Genomic DNA, 14230 nt, shown 5'->3' with positions numbered 1-14230 from the left:
CCGCCACCGAAATGTGCCGCCCGCAATGACAAGAAAGGTGTCAAGGACCGTGCCCGCCATCCCCGCAGACGTACGCATCCTGATCGACCTCGAACCGGTGGTCACCGATGCCCTCGACACGCACTTCCGGACTACCGTCGACTGGTACCCGCACCAGTACGTCCCGTGGAGCCAGGGCCGTGACTACGACGGTCTCCTCGAGGGGGAGCCATGGGACCCCTCCCAGCAGAAACTGAACGCGGCCGCTCGGGACGGCCTCCTCTACAGTCTGCTCTCCGAAGAAAACCTGCCTAGTTACCACCGGGTGATCGGGGAAATGCTGTCACTCGACGGCCCTTGGGGCGTCTGGGTCAATCGATGGACCGTAGAGGAGGCCAGGCACGGCACCGCCATTCGCGACTACCTCCTGGTCACCCGCAGCGCCGACCCGGTGCTTTTGGAAGACGCCCGCACCGCGCAGATGCAGCACGGCTACGAGATCGACTACCGCGGCGACCTCATCGCCTCTCTGGTCTACGTCACCATCCAGGAACTCGGCACCCGCGTCAGCTACCAGGGAATCCGCCGACTGTGTGACGAACCGGTGTGTGGCGCCCTGATGCAGCGCATCGCCCAGGACGAGAACCGGCACATGCTCTTCTACCGGACCATCCTCCAGGCGTGTATGCGTATGCACCCCGACCGAACGCTTCAGGCCGTGGCCAAAGTCCTCACGACATTCCGTCCCCCCGCCCACGCCGCACCCGGCTTCGGGCGGCTGATCAGCTCCATGGCCAGGTCGGGCATCCTCACAGCGGAGAACTACTACAAGGACGTCGCCCTTCCCTTCGTCCGCATGCTCGGCGCCCTCGACACCACCGGACTCACACCGCTCGGACAGCACGCCCAGGAGGAGATCGCCGCCCACATGGAGGAAGCATCGGACCGGGCCGGCAGATACCTCGCCTTGGCCGAACGCCTCAAACGACTCGCGACCGCGTAAGACGCGGATTCCGCCGTCCGGGAGTGAGGAGGACGATCCGACATGTCCCTGGTCTGGGTAACGATCCCCGTAAGTCTGTTAGTTCTCATGACCGCCGTGACCGTCGTGCGCCTGGTGGAACTGACAACCGCCCGCCGCAACGCGCGATGGGCCATCGATCAAGGTGGCATCGAGTACGGGCAACGCCACCACCCCGTCATGATCACCCTTCATGTCTGCCTGCTCGTGGGGACCGTTGCAGAGGTCGCCCTCACCCACCGCGCCTTCGTCCCTCTGATCGGCTGGCCGGCACTGGCCGTCCTCATCCTCGTGCAGGCAGGCCGCGCCTGGTGCATGAGCGCGCTCGGCCCCCGCTGGAACACCCGCGTCATCGTCGTGCCCGGGCTACCGCCGGTCACCACGGGGCCCTACCGCTGGATGCGGCACCCCAACTACCTCATCGTCCTGTTCGAAGGCATCGCCCTGCCCCTCGTCCACACCGCATGGATTACCGCCATGCTCTTCACCATCGCCAACATGCCTTGGCTCGTCGTCCGCGTCCGCACGGAGAACGCGGTGCTATGGCCTGCGGTGGGACCAGCGCCGCGGCGTAGTTCGCGGAGCTGTGCGCCGACCTCGTCGACGGACCCCTGCTGTTCGCGCTGCGCGTCTCCTACCCGCACATCGTCGTGAGCCTCGACCGGCGAGGCCCCCGCGCGTGGACCTGCGGGACTCGGTCGGCCGCTGCGCGCAGGCCGAACGGACGGGGCGCAAGTCGGGGCCATCCTTCGGGCGGAAGAAGCCGGAACGGGGAGATGGGAGGGGCCGCTGCGGATCGAGGTCAGTGGGCCCCGGTGCCTGTCGACTTCATCAGCCCGTCCGACAGGCACCGAAGGCCGGCATATGGCTTCCACTTCAAGAGACTGGTGGACGGCCAGGCCGGGCGAAGTACACATCGCGTGCCCTGCGGGACTTCTTCGCCCCGACGGCGCTCGCGAACGGCGTTCCCATACGCGAGGTCTCCCGCCGGCTCGGCCACCGGTCCATCAAGGTCACCGTCGACATGTGTGGAACCGCACCTGATACTCCGGCACATGGGCCTGACTTCTTGCGGAACCGAAAGAAGTCGGCTGCCCATGTGTGCCTTACGTACCCAACGCGCCTGACGACCCCTCGGAGATCTGTAAGGCACGGGCTTCCCAGGCAGCTTGACAGACTTGCCTGACACTCAATTCGTACCCGAGATAACTGAGCCTTTGCACCGACAGGCCGCAGGGCAAGCCGATCAGTACAACAACACGCGCGAACTTGACGCGGAACCGGAGACGATCAGCAGCAGGCTGCCGTCACGGATCGCGGTCTGCTTGACCACGGTGCTCCGGCCTCCGGTGGAGAACGTCAGGAGCTGGCTCCACTGCTCGTCACCGAGCCCGCGGGGCGCGGGCAGCTTCTGCGAGGCCATGTCGATGGAGGTTCCGCCGGCGACGACCTGATAGGTCGGGCAGCCGGTCATGGCATCGAAGATCCGGCCGATGCCGTTGGACAGCTTGGTCGCGCTGTCGCTGTACAGCTCCTCGGAGACCTCTGAACCGACGCGAATCGCATCTGATGCGAACTGGATGCATATTGTGCCGCGTTGGCCGGGTGGGCATGGAGAAGTCGCTGATCAGCGGACAGGGCCCCTGTCGCATGTCCGCTGAGACGGTAGCCGAAGGGTGGGGCCGTGTCGTTGTGCTTCACTCGATCGGATGACTGGCCTGCCGTTCCTGTCCGGCCCTCGCATCTGATGCGAGATTCTCGCACTCGATGCGACCTACGGAGCGTGACGAAATGGTGGGCAAGGACGGGTTGGTGCCAGGGGCCGTGCGGCTGTATCTGGCCGACGAGTTACCGCTGTTGCGGCCGGAGGAGCAGGTCTTCGAAGCAATGCTCGATGGCTGGCGGAACCAGCAGTTGGCACGGAACCTCGCGGTATCGACCATCAACGGCCGGGAGCGGAAGGTGCGGGCGTTCGCCGCGCACGCGGATGCCTTTCCGTGGAGTTGGTCCTCGGCGCTGGCGGACGACTGGTTCGGTGATCTTCGGGCGGTCGGCGGCTGTGTCCGCTCGACCCTGCGCGGCTACCAGGTAGCAGTGCGGCTGTTCTGCGACTACGTCACCGATCCGGTCTACGGCTGGGCGGCCGAGTGCGAGCGCCGCTTCGGTACCCATCCGATCCAGGTGTGTCACGAGTGGAACACCGCTGTGCACATGCAGGAGTGTGAGGCCGAGGCCCCTAAACGGGCTTTTACCCGGGACGAGTTGCAGGCGTTCTTCGATCACGCCGACGACGAGGTGGGCCGGGTCCGCAGCCGTGGCCGGAAGGGCTGGCTTCCCGCGTTCCGCGACGCGATGCTGTTCAAGGCTGCGTACGCCTACGGGCTGCGGCGCAACGAGACCCGGATGTTGGACACGGCCGACTTCGGACGCAACCCCGAAGGGGCGGAGTTCGGCGAGTATGGCGTCTGCTACGTCCGGCACGGCAAGGCGAAGAAGGGCTCGCCCCCGAAGCGCCGCAGCGTGCTAACCGTGTGGGAGTGGTCGGCCGAGGTCCTCGAGCAGTGGGTCAGCGAGGTGAGGCCCGCGATGCGGCACGCGGACGGGCCCGCGCTATGGCCGTCCGAACGCGGCCAGCGGGTCGGACTGCAACGGCTGGACTCCCGCTTCGCCGCCTACCGCGACGACCTCGGCCTGGATCCGGTCCTGGATTTCCACTCGCTGCGAAGGTCCTATGTCACCCACTTGATCGAGGACGGCTGGGATGCACTGTTCGTGCAGCAGCAGGCCGGCCACGATCACGCGTCCACCACGTCCATCTATACCTGCGTGTCTTCCGACTTCCGTACTCGCACGCTGCGTCGCGCCCTGGACGCCACGATCGAAGCCGCGCTCACGCCTGCGAGAGGAGCCTGATGAAGCGCGTCAGCTATCAGTGGCGGCTGCGCGAGCGGATGGCTGCCGCCGGGATGTTCACCACCAGCGAGCTTGCCCCGCTGCTCGCCGAGCGCGGCATCAATCTCTCCCTCTCGCAGGTTCACCGCCTGGTCACCGGCACTCCCGAGCGGCTGTCGCTGCCGGTGCTGGCCGCGCTCTGCGACACCTTCGACTGCACCCCGGCCGATCTGATCGCCACCAGGGCACAGAACGCTGCCGTCCGCAGGGTCGCCACCGGCGACGCGGTCGTCGATCTGTCGGCCGTCCGCCCCAAACGCGCCCGCATCCGGCCCGAAGGATGAGCCGCACACGCGTCCGCGCCGAGGACCTGTTCTGCGCGCGATGCCGACGGGCGGTGCAGCTGAAGGCAAACCACTGGCCAGAGGGCTACCTCTGTGGACGCTGCTTCGGCCAGGCCCTGGAAACCTACGGGACCTGCGCCGGCTGTGGTGTCGATCGGCTAACCCCGGGGATCGCTGCCGACGGCGGCAAGCTCTGCACCGACTGCGCTGGTGGCCTCGGTGACTTCACCTGCGAACGGTGCGGCCAGGAAGCGCGACGCTACCGCCGCGGAGTTTGCGGTCGATGCGTCCTGGCCGAGCGCCTCCACGAACTACTCGACGATGGCTCCGGCAGCATCCGGCCCGAACTTTTTCCGCTGTTCGACATGTTCCGACAGATGAGACGCCCCTGGGGCGGGATCACCTGGGCCAAACTGCCGCATGTTCAGCGAAATCTGCAGGCCCTGGCCCGCGGCCAAGTCCCGCTCACCCACGCGGGACTGAGCCAGCTCACGCCCTGGCGATCGGTCGCCTACCTACGCGATCTCCTCGTGCAGTGCGGCTCCTTGCCGCAGGCCGATGCTGCTGTTCCAGCGGTGGCTCGCCGAGAAGCTGTCAACCGTCAGCGATCCCGAGCACCGCAAGCTTCTAGAGCTCTTCGCCGCCTGGCACATCGAACGCCGTCTGCGCACCCTGGCCGGTCGCGGCCCGCTCACCGGCAGCCAGACCAAGCAGGCCCGCAACGAAGTCCACCTTGCCATCACCTTCCTCAACTACCTTGCCCAGGGCGGACGGGCCCTCGCCGACTGCACACAGACCGAGATCGATAGCTGGTACGCAGGCCGCTACACCGCCCGACGCCTCACCCACACCTTCCTTCGCTGGGCCATGCGATCCAAACACATGGCCGCCGTCACCCTCCCGCACCGCTCGACAGACAATCCCGCACCGATCACCCAGCAACAGCGACTCGCGCTACTGCGACAACTCGTCAACCGCGACGACGTCCCGCTCCAGGACCGCGTGGCCGCCGTCCTTGTCCTTCTCTACGCGCAGCCCCTGACGCGGATTTCCAGACTCAGCACCGACGACGTCCACCACGAGGACGGCAACGTCCTCGTCCGGCTCGGCGACCCATTGTCGCCTGTTCCCGCGCCGTTCGACCGAATGCTGCTCGACTACCTGGGACAGCGGCCGAACACCAAGACCGCGACCAATCCCGAAGCCCGATGGCTCTTCCCCGGACGCCGGGCCGGACAACCCATGACCCCAGAAGCTCTGGCACCTCGGCTCCGCAACCTTGGCTTCCCGACCCGGCCAGGCCGCACAGCCGCGATCCGCCAACTCGTCCTCCAGGCCCCCGCCCCGGTGATCTCCAGGATGCTCGGCTACAACGACGACCACACCACCCGGATCGCCGAAGAGGCCGGAGGAACTTGGCGTCACTATGCCCCCGGTGACCACTGGCGGTGACTACCGCAGGCGCTGCTTGACCTTGCCGCTGGCGGCAAGGTTGCACGATGATCGGCATGAACAGCACCGCACCGCAGAGCAGCAGGATCGTCGCCGTCACCGGAGCCGGCACCGGGATCGGCCGGGCCACCGCCCACGCCTTCGCCGCTGAGGGCGCCCACGTGGTCGCGATCGGGCGGCGGGCCGAGCCCCTCAAGGAGACCGCGGCCAGGCACGACCGAATCACGCCGCTGGCCGCCGACATCACCGCCGACGGCGAGCCGGACCGGATCATCCGGGCCGTGCTGGAGACATACGGCCGACTGGACGTGCTGGTCAACAACGCAGGCATCGTGCGCAGCGGTGCCCTCGGTACGCTGACGCCAGAGATGATCACAGCCCAGCTTGCCACCAACCTCGTCGCGCCCATCCTGCTGGCCCAGGCCGCGCTGCCACTCCTGGAGAAGTCGGGCGGGGTGATCGTCAATGTCAGTACGTCGGTGGGGCAGCGGGCCTGGCCGGGCAGCTCGGTCTATGCAGCTAGCAAGACGGCTCTGGAGTTGCTGACCCGCAGCTGGGCGGTCGAGCTGGCACCTCGCGGGATCCGGGTGGTGGCGGTCGCCCCCGGCGCGATCGACACCCCCATCGGCGAGCACCAGGGCCTGACGCCGGAGCGAATGGCAGCGGTGCGGGAGTGGCAGCTGGCGCACACCCCACTGGCCCGGATCGGCCGCCCCGAGGAGGTGGCCTGGGCAGTCACCCAGCTTGCCGCACCGGCCGCTTCGTTCGTCACCGGAGTGGTACTCCCAGTCGACGGCGGAGCGGTCGTGGCGTGATAGGAGTGGCCCGGGAGGTGGGATGGGTGCGGATCGGTAAGCTGGCCAGGGGGACCGGGACAACGGCCCGTGCGCTGCGGCACTACGAGCAGGCCGGACTGATCTCCTCGCAGCGGGCCCCCAACGGCTACCGCATCTACGACGAGCGCGCGGTGGTGCGGGTCCGCAATATCCGCTACCTGCTGGCCGCCGGGCTCACCCTGGACGACGTGCGGGTGTTCCTGCCGTGCCTGGATGGCGATGTGGCCGCCGCACCGCCCTCGGACAAGGGCCTGCGGGTCGCGTTGGAACGGCTGGCGGTCCTCAATGAACGGATCGCTGCCCAGACCGAGGCCCGCGACCGGCTGGAAGCCGCGTTGCGACAGACGGCCGGTGGCCGGATTCGCCCAATGGCCTGAACGCCCGCCTCGTCGCAGAAGCCGGAGGAACCTGGAGTCGCTACGCTCCCCACGGCCACACACGGTGACCACGAGCCCTCACCGGCCAAGGAATACGCGACTCTCGATTACGCGAGGTCGCCAGTGAGGAGCTGCCGCCGTAGGTGAAGTCCGCCTTCGCCTTGCGCGGGAAGCTGAGCGCGCCGCCGGTCGCGGCGTCGCCGCCCAGCTCGCTCAGCTCCGGGCAGCCGATGACGGTGACGTCGTCGTGCTGGGAGGGGCGCTCCGGCTTGCTCAGGTAGCCGCCGCCCAGGTCACTCTCGTCGAGCAGGCGCGTCTCGAGCGTGGCCGACGAGAGTGGAGCAGCCTGCCGGGCTGCGTCGGTCGGCTTTCCCGTACGGGCGGACGGTGCAGTGTCGGGCCTGGTGCCGGCGGTGTCGGTGGAGCAGGCCGGTACGGCGAGGAGGGTGGCGGTGATGCCGAGGATGGTGGTGGCGACGCGAACGCGCATGACGGAACTGACCCCTTGGTGCTAGGCGACGGGTGGTCAGTGCGGGCCCGTAGGCCCGGTGGGGTCGTAGGAGTGGTGGTCAGTGCCCGAGGTGGCGCAGGCAGTCCTCGAACGTGGCGTGCGTCGCGTCCGCCGGCCCGCTGTTGCGGTTGTACCAGGCGGTGTCGAGGCGGGTCTCCTGCTGCTGGTGTCCGGCCCGGCAGCGCAGCCAGATCTGGTCGCGGGTGGAGAGGATGAGCCAGTCCCGGTACGCCCCGCACTCGGCGCAGGCGACCATCTCGCCGTCGAGGACGAGGGGCTGCTTCCACGGCATCATCTTGCCGTCGAGCTGGTCGTGGCTCGGTACGCGCAGCTCGGGCGGGAGGAAGTCGTCGACCACGGCGGCCGGCTCGGTGTGCTCCGGCTTGGCCCGCGGTATCCCGATGCCCGGCGGGACCTGGTTCTGCATCCGCGCATACACCTCGGCGAACTGGCGCTGCTCCTCGCTCGGTCCCTTGGCCCTGCGGCGTATTCGGTGAAACACCCTGGCGTCCTCCCCTTGCCTCGTCCTACTCGCTTCATGATCGTGCCCCATGCCCCTGGCGGTTTCAATTCACAAAGTCCACAGTGACTTTCGGCAGGTCATGAGGTGTTTCCTCGCTTCCTCGGGTCGGGGCCGCTCTGGGCGAGGCGCTTCGAGCGAGGTGGGGGTCGTCTACCGTGGCATGCCATGACTGTCCTTATTGTCGGAGGCAGCGGGTTCCTGGGCACCGAGTTGGTCCGCCAGGCATCTGCCGCTAGGCATCGCGTCGCCGCGACCTTCGCGACCAGGCCGTGTGATGGACCGGAGGCCACGTGGCACGAGGTGGACCTGCGGGACGGCGGCCGTGTCGAAGAGGTCGTTGCCTCGCTCGCCCCCTGCGTGGTCATCAACGCGAGCAGCGGTAGCGCCAACTGGGCCGTCACGGCCGAAGGCTCCGTCCGCCTGGCGATGACCGCGGCGAAGTACGACTGCCGCCTCGTGCACGTCAGCAGCGACGCCGTGTTCTCCGGCACCCGAGTCCACTACGACGAATCCTGTCTCCCCGATCCCGTCACCCCGTACGGCGCAGCGAAGGCCGCGGCGGAGACCGGCATCCGGCTTCTGGCCCCGGACGCCGTCATCGCCCGTACCTCTCTGATCATCGGCGGCAACCAGTCCGAGCATGTACGCCTCGTACACGACCTCGCGACCGGCTCCCGCACCGGAGCCCTGTTCACCGACGACGTCCGCTGCCCCGTGCATGTCGATGACCTCGCCGCCGCCCTGCTGGAGCTGGCCTTCACCGACGCGCGCGGCATCCACCACCTTGCGGGTACGGACGCCGTGAGTCGTCACGGCCTGGGCGTGTTGATCGCTCAGCGGGACGGGCTCGATGCTTCCCGGCTGCCGGAGGGTCTCCGCGCCACCATCGCGCTGTCCGGCGCACTCGACGTTCGACTCGACAGCCGGGCCACCCAGGCGAAGCTGCGTACGAGATTGCGCGGCGTCCACGAGTTCCTCTGAGGCGCACTCACACCGGCGGCGGGGGCTCATCGTGTGTTGCCGGGTGCCTCTTCACCGAAACGGCGACCAGAAGTGGTGGTTCGGGCCGCCGCCGGGCGTACGGTCGCCGGATTCTTTACCGTGCGATTCTTCGGTATCCCGGTAGCGTCGGCTGGCAGATCTGCTCGCCGCCGAAGTCGCCACACCAGGACGTCACTGACGGAGTCCGCGGTGCCGAGTTCGCGGCTCTCTACGGCGTCGGACAGGAGCGCGGCCGGGTCGTGGCCGGCGGCGCCGGCTTCCGCGATGGTCGCGGCCAGGGCGTACCAGCCGGGCTCGGCGAGGATCTGCTCGGCCAGGCTCGGCAGCGTTTCGCGCAGAAGCGCCGTCTGCCGCTGGAGCACAGGCCGGCTAAGGCGTCGGCCGCGTTGGTAGAGCAGGCCGAGCGGCTGACTGGCGGCGGGCTGGTAGGCGTTGCGCAGGTGCTCGGCGGCCTGGGCGGCGGCTTCGGCCTGCTGGGCGTGGCCCTTCTTTGCATGCCAGTGGGCGGCGGCGGTGACGAGGAAGAACAGCATGTCGATCGCCATCGCTGTGGTGGCGCCGTCCTCGCCCCGGCCAAGGGCCGGGCCTCCGTGGACGAGGTCGCGGGCCGCCTGCCGCAAGGCCCGGTCGTGTCCGCGTGCAGCGCGTACGTGGGAGCGCGAGGCCCGCTCGAACGCGAAGGCAGCGTCGCGTAGTTCGCTGCGGGTGTGGGCGGCGGACGTCTTCGCGAGGGCGTCCAGAACCTCGCCGGTCGCGGCGATGTACGCGGCAGCGACTGCGTCGTCACCGTGCTCGACGACCCCGATTGCCACCCACGCAGCCGTGGCCGTCCGGCGACGCGCGGCAGAAGGGCTGTTGGGCGATGCGCTGCCGGGAGTATCTGTCGACGAAATCTGGTCGGAATCGGCGGACCAGCGCTCCCGGATACGCGGCAGGGAGAGATCCGGGGCGAGGCGCGCGCCGGGGTAGAACACGGGTTCGCCGTCCTTGTTGCGGTCGTCCGGCAGGGCCACCTTGTAGCCGAGCAGGTCGCCGGATGGCGCCTCGCGCTTGCGGATCAGCAGGCCGGCGGCGGCGAGGCGGTCGAAGAACTCCTCTTCGCTTCTGGCGCCGGTCACCGCTCGACGTACGCTCTCGCGCAGTTCTTCGCGCGCGGTGCGCTCGCGGCCCTGGCGCTGGGCCTTGTGGCGCTCGGCGCTGGTCGGGCGCTGCGCTGCGGTCCCATCTCCGGTGCTGAGCTGCTTGAGCCCGTACTCGGCTTCGATCAGGCGGGCTTCGGCCTGGGACCGCTTGGCGTCGTTGTTGAGTCGGGGGCGTCGGCCGTCCTCGCGGACGAGCGTGGCGATGATGTGGATGTGGTCGTCGGCGTGGCGCACGGCTGCCCAGCGGCATCCCGCTTCGTCGGCGGCCGGAGCGATGCCGGTCGCGGCGACCATGCGTCGGGCGATCTCGCCCCATTGCTCGTCGGAGAGAATCGGGTCATCGGGTGCGGCCCGGACCGAAAGGTGCCACACGTGCTTCGCAGGGCGGCGCGACTCCGTCAGCGCCTGGACGGGCTGGTCCAGGAGCTGCTGAAGCTGTCTTTTCGTGGCCTGCGGATCGCGACCGGGGTCGGGAGCGAAGCTGTCCCAGGCCGCTACGAGATGCGGGTCGACGTGCTCCTCATGGGTCCCTTTGCCGTAGAGGTAGTTGAGCAGGCCGAACGTCTCCGATCCGCGCTTGTGGACGCGCGGGATCATCCGGTTCGGGTTTCGGTGTCGAGGTAGACCTGGGTGAAGTTGTCCACGCGCTGCGCGGCACGGTGTACCGAGTCAAGGACGGCCGTCGCATAGGTGACCTCAGCACCGGAGTTGGTTGCCTTCGCGACCTGATTCAGGTTGTTGCCGATCTGGTTGAGGTGCCGGCGCAGTGCGAACAGCTCGTCAATCACTTCACGTTCACCGGCGACTTCGGCAGCTGTCCGGGTGAGGTCACGGGCTGCGCGCAGGGCGGCGTGGGCAAGGAATCCAGAGGGAGTCATCGAACATGCACTCGCGGCAGCGAGCAGGTCAGCTCGCTCACGGGTGTTGAAGCGACTGGCGATGAGGTGCTCTCGCTTCTGCTCTGCAACTTTTCGAAGGCGGTTTCGCGGGGGTGGCTGGGTCGGGGCGCTGTGTGCGCAATGGGGGTTGTGGCATGGGTGGCTCCCCTCATCGGGATGCGAGCCGCCCTCGGTCGCATCCCGCCGGACCTGCGCCCCCCGGTGCTGGTCCGCTCCCGCCACCCCCGGGGCGGGAGGCCCGTTAGTAATACTCCCGACGGGAGTATTACTAACGGGATAACTTGCTCGCCCCGAGACCGAGTTGGAGTCGGGAGCCGGTTCCGGGGTGGTGCCGTTCTGGGGTGCGTTCGTCATCGGGATTCGGACCTCGTGGAGCGGGTGCGGTGCTGGATGGTCGCGGCCAGCGCGACGACGTCGGCCGGCCCCAAGAGGACGCGGACGGGCCCGTCGGGCCGGTCTTGGACGAGCCACTGGCCGGTCGGCGTGGGAACTGCGGCGTGCAGGAGCCGTCGGCGGACCAGGACATCCGCCCAGGCGCTGGTCTCGGCGGCGGTGGGCTCGGATGAGCGAGGGATCACGGCGTGTCTCCCGGAGCGGGGAGGTGGCCCGGCACAGAGCAGGGCCACCCGATACGGATAGGGGCGATGAGCTGGGGTTTGGCCGGTTCAGCCGCATTCGGGGCAGCGCCCGACGTGGCTGTTGAGCGCCCGGGCCATCCGCTGTTTCGCCGAGGCCGCCTGCTTTGCGCTGGACTTCGCCGCCGGCCTGCCTTCGTACCGCTTGGCGTGAGCGAGCATGTAGTCGATCTCCCGCTCGTACTCCCCGCGGACGGTGTTGAACTGGTGGCAGGTCTTCATCGGGCGGTGCTCCTTGTCGTCGTGGTGTCGTCGCTCCGCAGTTCCTGGAGGACGAGGGTGATGCGGTCGTTCCGGCAGCCCGTCAGGCCCTCGCGGCGGATGATTTCCCGCAGCTGGACCCGGGTGACGGACTCGTTGCCATCCCGTTCGAGCAGGGCGGGGACGTGGGGACGGACCTCCCGGACGAGCTGGCGCTCCGGTGGGTCCAGCTCTCGTGGCGGGCGCTGCGTCTGCGGGGTGCGGGACCGGCCGCGCTTCCCCTTGTTCTTCGTCCGGGGCTTCGTGGTCGGCTTCCGACGGAGAGGGACTTTGTGTCCCCGGTCCCCGGTGGGCTCGGTCCCCGTGTCGGTGGTGGTCGGTCCCCGGTCCCCGGTGGGCTCGGTCCCCGTGTCGGTGGTGGTCGGTCCCCGGTCCCCGGTGGGCTCGGTCCCCGACTCGGCGGCAGTCGGTCCCCGATACGAATCAGGGCCTTGAGCAGGCACTTCCTGCATGGGACGGTGGGTCCCCATGCCTGCGGTGTCCTCCTGTGTCCCCTCCGGCTTGGCGGGACCGGTCCCCGGGACCGCGCCTGCTTCTGGAGTCTTGGTCCCCACGCTGGTCCCCGCGTTCCCGTCCTCGGTCCCCGGGCGTTCCGGCGCCTTCAGGGTCTCGACTTCGGGGACCGGTCCTTTCACGTCGCTCGGTCCGCGGTCCCCGTTCGACTCGTCGAAACCGTGGGGACCGTCCACGGGGACCGGTGTATTCGACGTCGGCTGCGGGGGGACGGTGGCTGCCGATGCGGTGCTGGGCACCGGGGACCAGGGAGAGGGCAGCGGGACCGTGGCGAGCGCGAGTGCGTGCCGTCGTGCGGCGAGCTGGTCGAGCAGCTGTGTGCGCTGGAGCGGGTCGGTGCCGACCGAGGCCCTGCCGACCGCTGTCGACAGTCGCCGGGTGAGCCGCCGCCCGTGCCAGCTCCGCTGCTGCTGGGGTGTGCGCTCGGCGAGCTTGGCGGCGAGGGTGACCGCGCGGGCGGTGGCTCGGTCCCGTATGATCTGCGCGGCGTCGCGGTCTCGCGCGGCGATGCCGAGGCGGGACAGAAGCCGTTCGCGGGCCTCCCGGCCCAGGACGGCGATCAGCCCGTGGGAGGCGGCACCAGGGGTGTGCAGGCGCAGTTCGATGCCCATGGCGAGGTGCCACAGCATCGCTGCCATGACCGGTCCGACGAAGGCCCGGACGGTGCCGCCGACGGGGCCGCTCTCGGCGTAGGCGGGGATCACTTGCACTCCGGTGATCACCCAGACCAGCGTGCCCGGCAGGCCGGGGGCACCCTGGGTGGCCAGGTTCTGCCGGGCCATCAGGGCGGTGGCGAAGAGCGCCAGCTCGGCTGCGGCGAACATGCCGGCCCGCTCGGCGGTGCCGGCCATGTCGAGGTAGTCGGCGGCGAAGCGCCAGCTGGTGTCGGCGCTGTAGGCGGTGCAGCCGAGGGCGGCGAGGGCTGCGACCTTGACCGCCGGACCGCCGAGACGCTTCTGCGTACGGGTTCCCCGGCGCCGGACCGTCCAGGCGGTCAGTACGAGAACCAGGGCGGCGGGCACGACGGCGGCGAGGAGGAGACGGAGGTCCGGAGCGACACCGAGGGCCAGGACGGGGTGGGTCATGCGGCCTTTCCGAGAGGGGCGGGCGCCGGGGTCGACGCTGCCGGGCGGTGTACGGGCTGCTGGGTGCCGGGCTTGGCGGTTGCGGGGCCGCCTGCTGCCTGGGCGGTCTTCTTTCGCTTCTTCTTGGGCCGTGGCACGCCGTAGGTGCGGTCGCGGTCGAGGACCTTGTTGGCGGACTGCCGGAGCAGGTCACGGGCGTGCTTGTGGCTGATCTGCAGGGCGGCGGCGAGCCGGTACGGACTCCAGCCGCGGACGTAGGCGTGGTCGATGACGACCTGCCGCTCGGCCTCGGTGAGATGGACGTCGCGTCCCCGGAAGAAGGCCGTCACACGCCGGTAGTCGAGGCGCTGGGGCAGACCGTCGTGCAGGGGACGCCGCTCGGCCTCGGTGAGGCCGCCCCAGACGCCCTCCTTGAGGACGTTCTCCAGGGCGAAGTCGAGGCAGTCACGTCGTACGGGGCACCAGCCGCACAGCTCCTTCGCCTCCGCGATCTCTTCGTGGTCCCGGGGGCCGGGGAAGAAGACCGCCTCGGCGTCCTCGACATCCATGCCGTAGCAGGCTCCGCGGGTGTGCCAGCTGGTGTCTCCGATGCCGCGCAGGCCGGTGGCCGGCGCGTCGTGGGTGGTGATGTGGCGCAAGGGGATCTCCGATGTGCTGCCGCGTCGGCGGCTGGGGCCGTCGGGGGCGGACGCGGCGTCGGGTGCCGGCTGCGGCGCGAGAGCGTGCGCCGCAGCCGGGGCGGGACGGTGGTGTGGGGA

Annotated in this window: 15 protein-coding genes and 2 pseudogenes; 8 read left to right on the top strand and 9 right to left on the bottom strand. The window is 69.2% G+C overall.

From position 1 onward, the window contains the following. Positions 1 to 49 precede the first annotated feature (49 nt). Positions 50 to 982: an acyl-ACP desaturase gene (locus J7E91_RS19150; RefSeq protein ID WP_308376772.1), complete on the top strand. Its 933-nt coding sequence runs from the start codon at positions 50 to 52 to the stop codon at positions 980 to 982. An 87-nt stretch (positions 983 to 1069) separates the two neighbouring features. Beyond that, on the top strand, positions 1070 to 1654 hold the full coding sequence (locus tag J7E91_RS19145; protein ID WP_251015913.1) for an isoprenylcysteine carboxyl methyltransferase family protein: 585 nt from the start codon (positions 1070 to 1072) through the stop codon (positions 1652 to 1654). A 592-nt stretch (positions 1655 to 2246) separates the two neighbouring features. Here the strand turns inward: J7E91_RS19145 and J7E91_RS19140 are convergent. Then, a pseudogene (locus J7E91_RS19140) lies at positions 2247 to 2549 on the bottom strand (hypothetical protein); the annotation flags it as partial. A 242-nt stretch (positions 2550 to 2791) separates the two neighbouring features. On the opposite strand from J7E91_RS19140, the gene J7E91_RS19135 reads away from it, so the two are divergent. The 5 genes from J7E91_RS19135 (at position 2792) to J7E91_RS19115 (ending at position 6901) form a co-directional block, all read left to right on the top strand. Next, positions 2792 to 3913, top strand: coding sequence for a site-specific integrase (locus tag J7E91_RS19135; RefSeq protein ID WP_214906247.1), 1122 nt, complete (start codon positions 2792 to 2794; stop codon positions 3911 to 3913). Further along, positions 3913 to 4236: a helix-turn-helix transcriptional regulator gene (locus tag J7E91_RS19130; protein WP_308376769.1), complete on the top strand. Its 324-nt coding sequence runs from the start codon at positions 3913 to 3915 to the stop codon at positions 4234 to 4236. Before J7E91_RS19135 ends, J7E91_RS19130 begins: the two co-directional genes overlap by 1 nt. Before the next feature lie 558 nt (positions 4237 to 4794). Further along, complete coding sequence (locus tag J7E91_RS19125; RefSeq protein WP_214906244.1) at positions 4795 to 5688, top strand: hypothetical protein; 894 nt, start codon at positions 4795 to 4797, stop codon at positions 5686 to 5688. 47 nt (positions 5689 to 5735) lie between these two features. Continuing rightward, positions 5736 to 6503 carry an SDR family NAD(P)-dependent oxidoreductase gene (locus J7E91_RS19120; RefSeq protein WP_214906241.1) on the top strand — a complete coding sequence of 256 codons (768 nt, stop codon included), beginning with the start codon at positions 5736 to 5738 and terminating at the stop codon, positions 6501 to 6503. A gap of 26 nt (positions 6504 to 6529) precedes the next feature. Beyond that, positions 6530 to 6901 carry a MerR family transcriptional regulator gene (locus tag J7E91_RS19115; RefSeq protein WP_214906238.1) on the top strand — a complete coding sequence of 124 codons (372 nt, stop codon included), beginning with the start codon at positions 6530 to 6532 and terminating at the stop codon, positions 6899 to 6901. Positions 6902 to 7025: 124 nt separating this feature from the next. Here J7E91_RS19115 and J7E91_RS19110 read toward each other — a convergent pair. Then, positions 7026 to 7391 (bottom strand): annotated as a pseudogene (locus J7E91_RS19110) (hypothetical protein); the annotation flags it as partial. A gap of 79 nt (positions 7392 to 7470) precedes the next feature. Continuing rightward, positions 7471 to 7914 (bottom strand): hypothetical protein, encoded by a 444-nt coding sequence (locus J7E91_RS19105; protein ID WP_214906235.1) that lies wholly within the window; start codon positions 7912 to 7914, stop codon positions 7471 to 7473. 186 nt (positions 7915 to 8100) lie between these two features. Between J7E91_RS19105 and J7E91_RS19100 the strand changes: the two genes are divergently transcribed. Next, positions 8101 to 8916: a sugar nucleotide-binding protein gene (locus J7E91_RS19100; protein ID WP_214906232.1), complete on the top strand. Its 816-nt coding sequence runs from the start codon at positions 8101 to 8103 to the stop codon at positions 8914 to 8916. Positions 8917 to 8942: 26 nt separating this feature from the next. Here J7E91_RS19100 and J7E91_RS19095 read toward each other — a convergent pair whose 3' ends face one another. The 6 genes from J7E91_RS19095 to J7E91_RS19070 all read right to left on the bottom strand — a co-directional run bounded on the left by J7E91_RS19095 (position 8943) and on the right by J7E91_RS19070 (position 14110). Further along, positions 8943 to 10676 (bottom strand): relaxase/mobilization nuclease domain-containing protein, encoded by a 1734-nt coding sequence (locus tag J7E91_RS19095; protein ID WP_214906229.1) that lies wholly within the window; start codon positions 10674 to 10676, stop codon positions 8943 to 8945. Next, positions 10673 to 11332 (bottom strand): plasmid mobilization relaxosome protein MobC, encoded by a 660-nt coding sequence (mobC, locus tag J7E91_RS37335; RefSeq protein WP_214906226.1) that lies wholly within the window; start codon positions 11330 to 11332, stop codon positions 10673 to 10675. The genes J7E91_RS19095 and mobC overlap by 4 nt, the downstream gene beginning before the upstream one ends. Beyond that, the gene (locus tag J7E91_RS19085) at positions 11329 to 11556 is read right to left on the bottom strand and encodes a hypothetical protein (RefSeq protein ID WP_214906220.1); all 228 of its coding nucleotides are present in this window, start codon (positions 11554 to 11556) and stop codon (positions 11329 to 11331) included. The genes mobC and J7E91_RS19085 overlap by 4 nt, the downstream gene beginning before the upstream one ends. 87 nt (positions 11557 to 11643) lie before the next feature. Beyond that, on the bottom strand, positions 11644 to 11835 hold the full coding sequence (locus J7E91_RS19080) for a hypothetical protein (RefSeq protein WP_214906217.1): 192 nt from the start codon (positions 11833 to 11835) through the stop codon (positions 11644 to 11646). Then, a complete protein-coding gene (locus J7E91_RS19075) occupies positions 11832 to 13472 on the bottom strand; it encodes a hypothetical protein (protein ID WP_214906214.1) in 1641 nt (546 codons plus the stop codon). Before J7E91_RS19075 ends, J7E91_RS19080 begins: the two co-directional genes overlap by 4 nt. Then, entirely contained in the window at positions 13469 to 14110 is a 642-nt protein-coding gene (locus tag J7E91_RS19070; protein ID WP_214906211.1) for a WhiB family transcriptional regulator, read from the bottom strand. Before J7E91_RS19070 ends, J7E91_RS19075 begins: the two co-directional genes overlap by 4 nt. Between the last annotated feature and the right edge of the window lie 120 nt (positions 14111 to 14230).

The organism is Streptomyces sp. ISL-99 (assembly GCF_018614005.1).
Classification (GTDB): domain Bacteria; phylum Actinomycetota; class Actinomycetes; order Streptomycetales; family Streptomycetaceae; genus Streptomyces; species Streptomyces flavidovirens.
This window is presented reverse-complemented; position numbering and strand designations above follow the sequence as displayed.

Excerpts from the sequence above, each read along its gene's own strand:
- J7E91_RS19145 (WP_251015913.1), top strand. The coding sequence starts at position 1,070 with ATGACCGCCGTGACCGTCGTGCGCCTGGTGGAACTGACAACCGCCCGC.
- J7E91_RS19135 (WP_214906247.1), top strand. The coding sequence starts at position 2,792 with ATGGTGGGCAAGGACGGGTTGGTGCCAGGGGCCGTGCGGCTGTATCTG.
- J7E91_RS19130 (WP_308376769.1), top strand. The coding sequence starts at position 3,913 with ATGAAGCGCGTCAGCTATCAGTGGCGGCTGCGCGAGCGGATGGCTGCC.
- J7E91_RS19125 (WP_214906244.1), top strand. The coding sequence starts at position 4,795 with ATGCTGCTGTTCCAGCGGTGGCTCGCCGAGAAGCTGTCAACCGTCAGC.
- J7E91_RS19120 (WP_214906241.1), top strand. The coding sequence starts at position 5,736 with ATGATCGGCATGAACAGCACCGCACCGCAGAGCAGCAGGATCGTCGCC.
- J7E91_RS19100 (WP_214906232.1), top strand. The coding sequence starts at position 8,101 with ATGACTGTCCTTATTGTCGGAGGCAGCGGGTTCCTGGGCACCGAGTTG.
- J7E91_RS19095 (WP_214906229.1), bottom strand. The coding sequence starts at position 10,676 with ATGATCCCGCGCGTCCACAAGCGCGGATCGGAGACGTTCGGCCTGCTC.
- mobC (WP_214906226.1), bottom strand. The coding sequence starts at position 11,332 with ATGACGAACGCACCCCAGAACGGCACCACCCCGGAACCGGCTCCCGAC.
- J7E91_RS19080 (WP_214906217.1), bottom strand. The coding sequence starts at position 11,835 with ATGAAGACCTGCCACCAGTTCAACACCGTCCGCGGGGAGTACGAGCGG.
- J7E91_RS19075 (WP_214906214.1), bottom strand. The coding sequence starts at position 13,472 with ATGACCCACCCCGTCCTGGCCCTCGGTGTCGCTCCGGACCTCCGTCTC.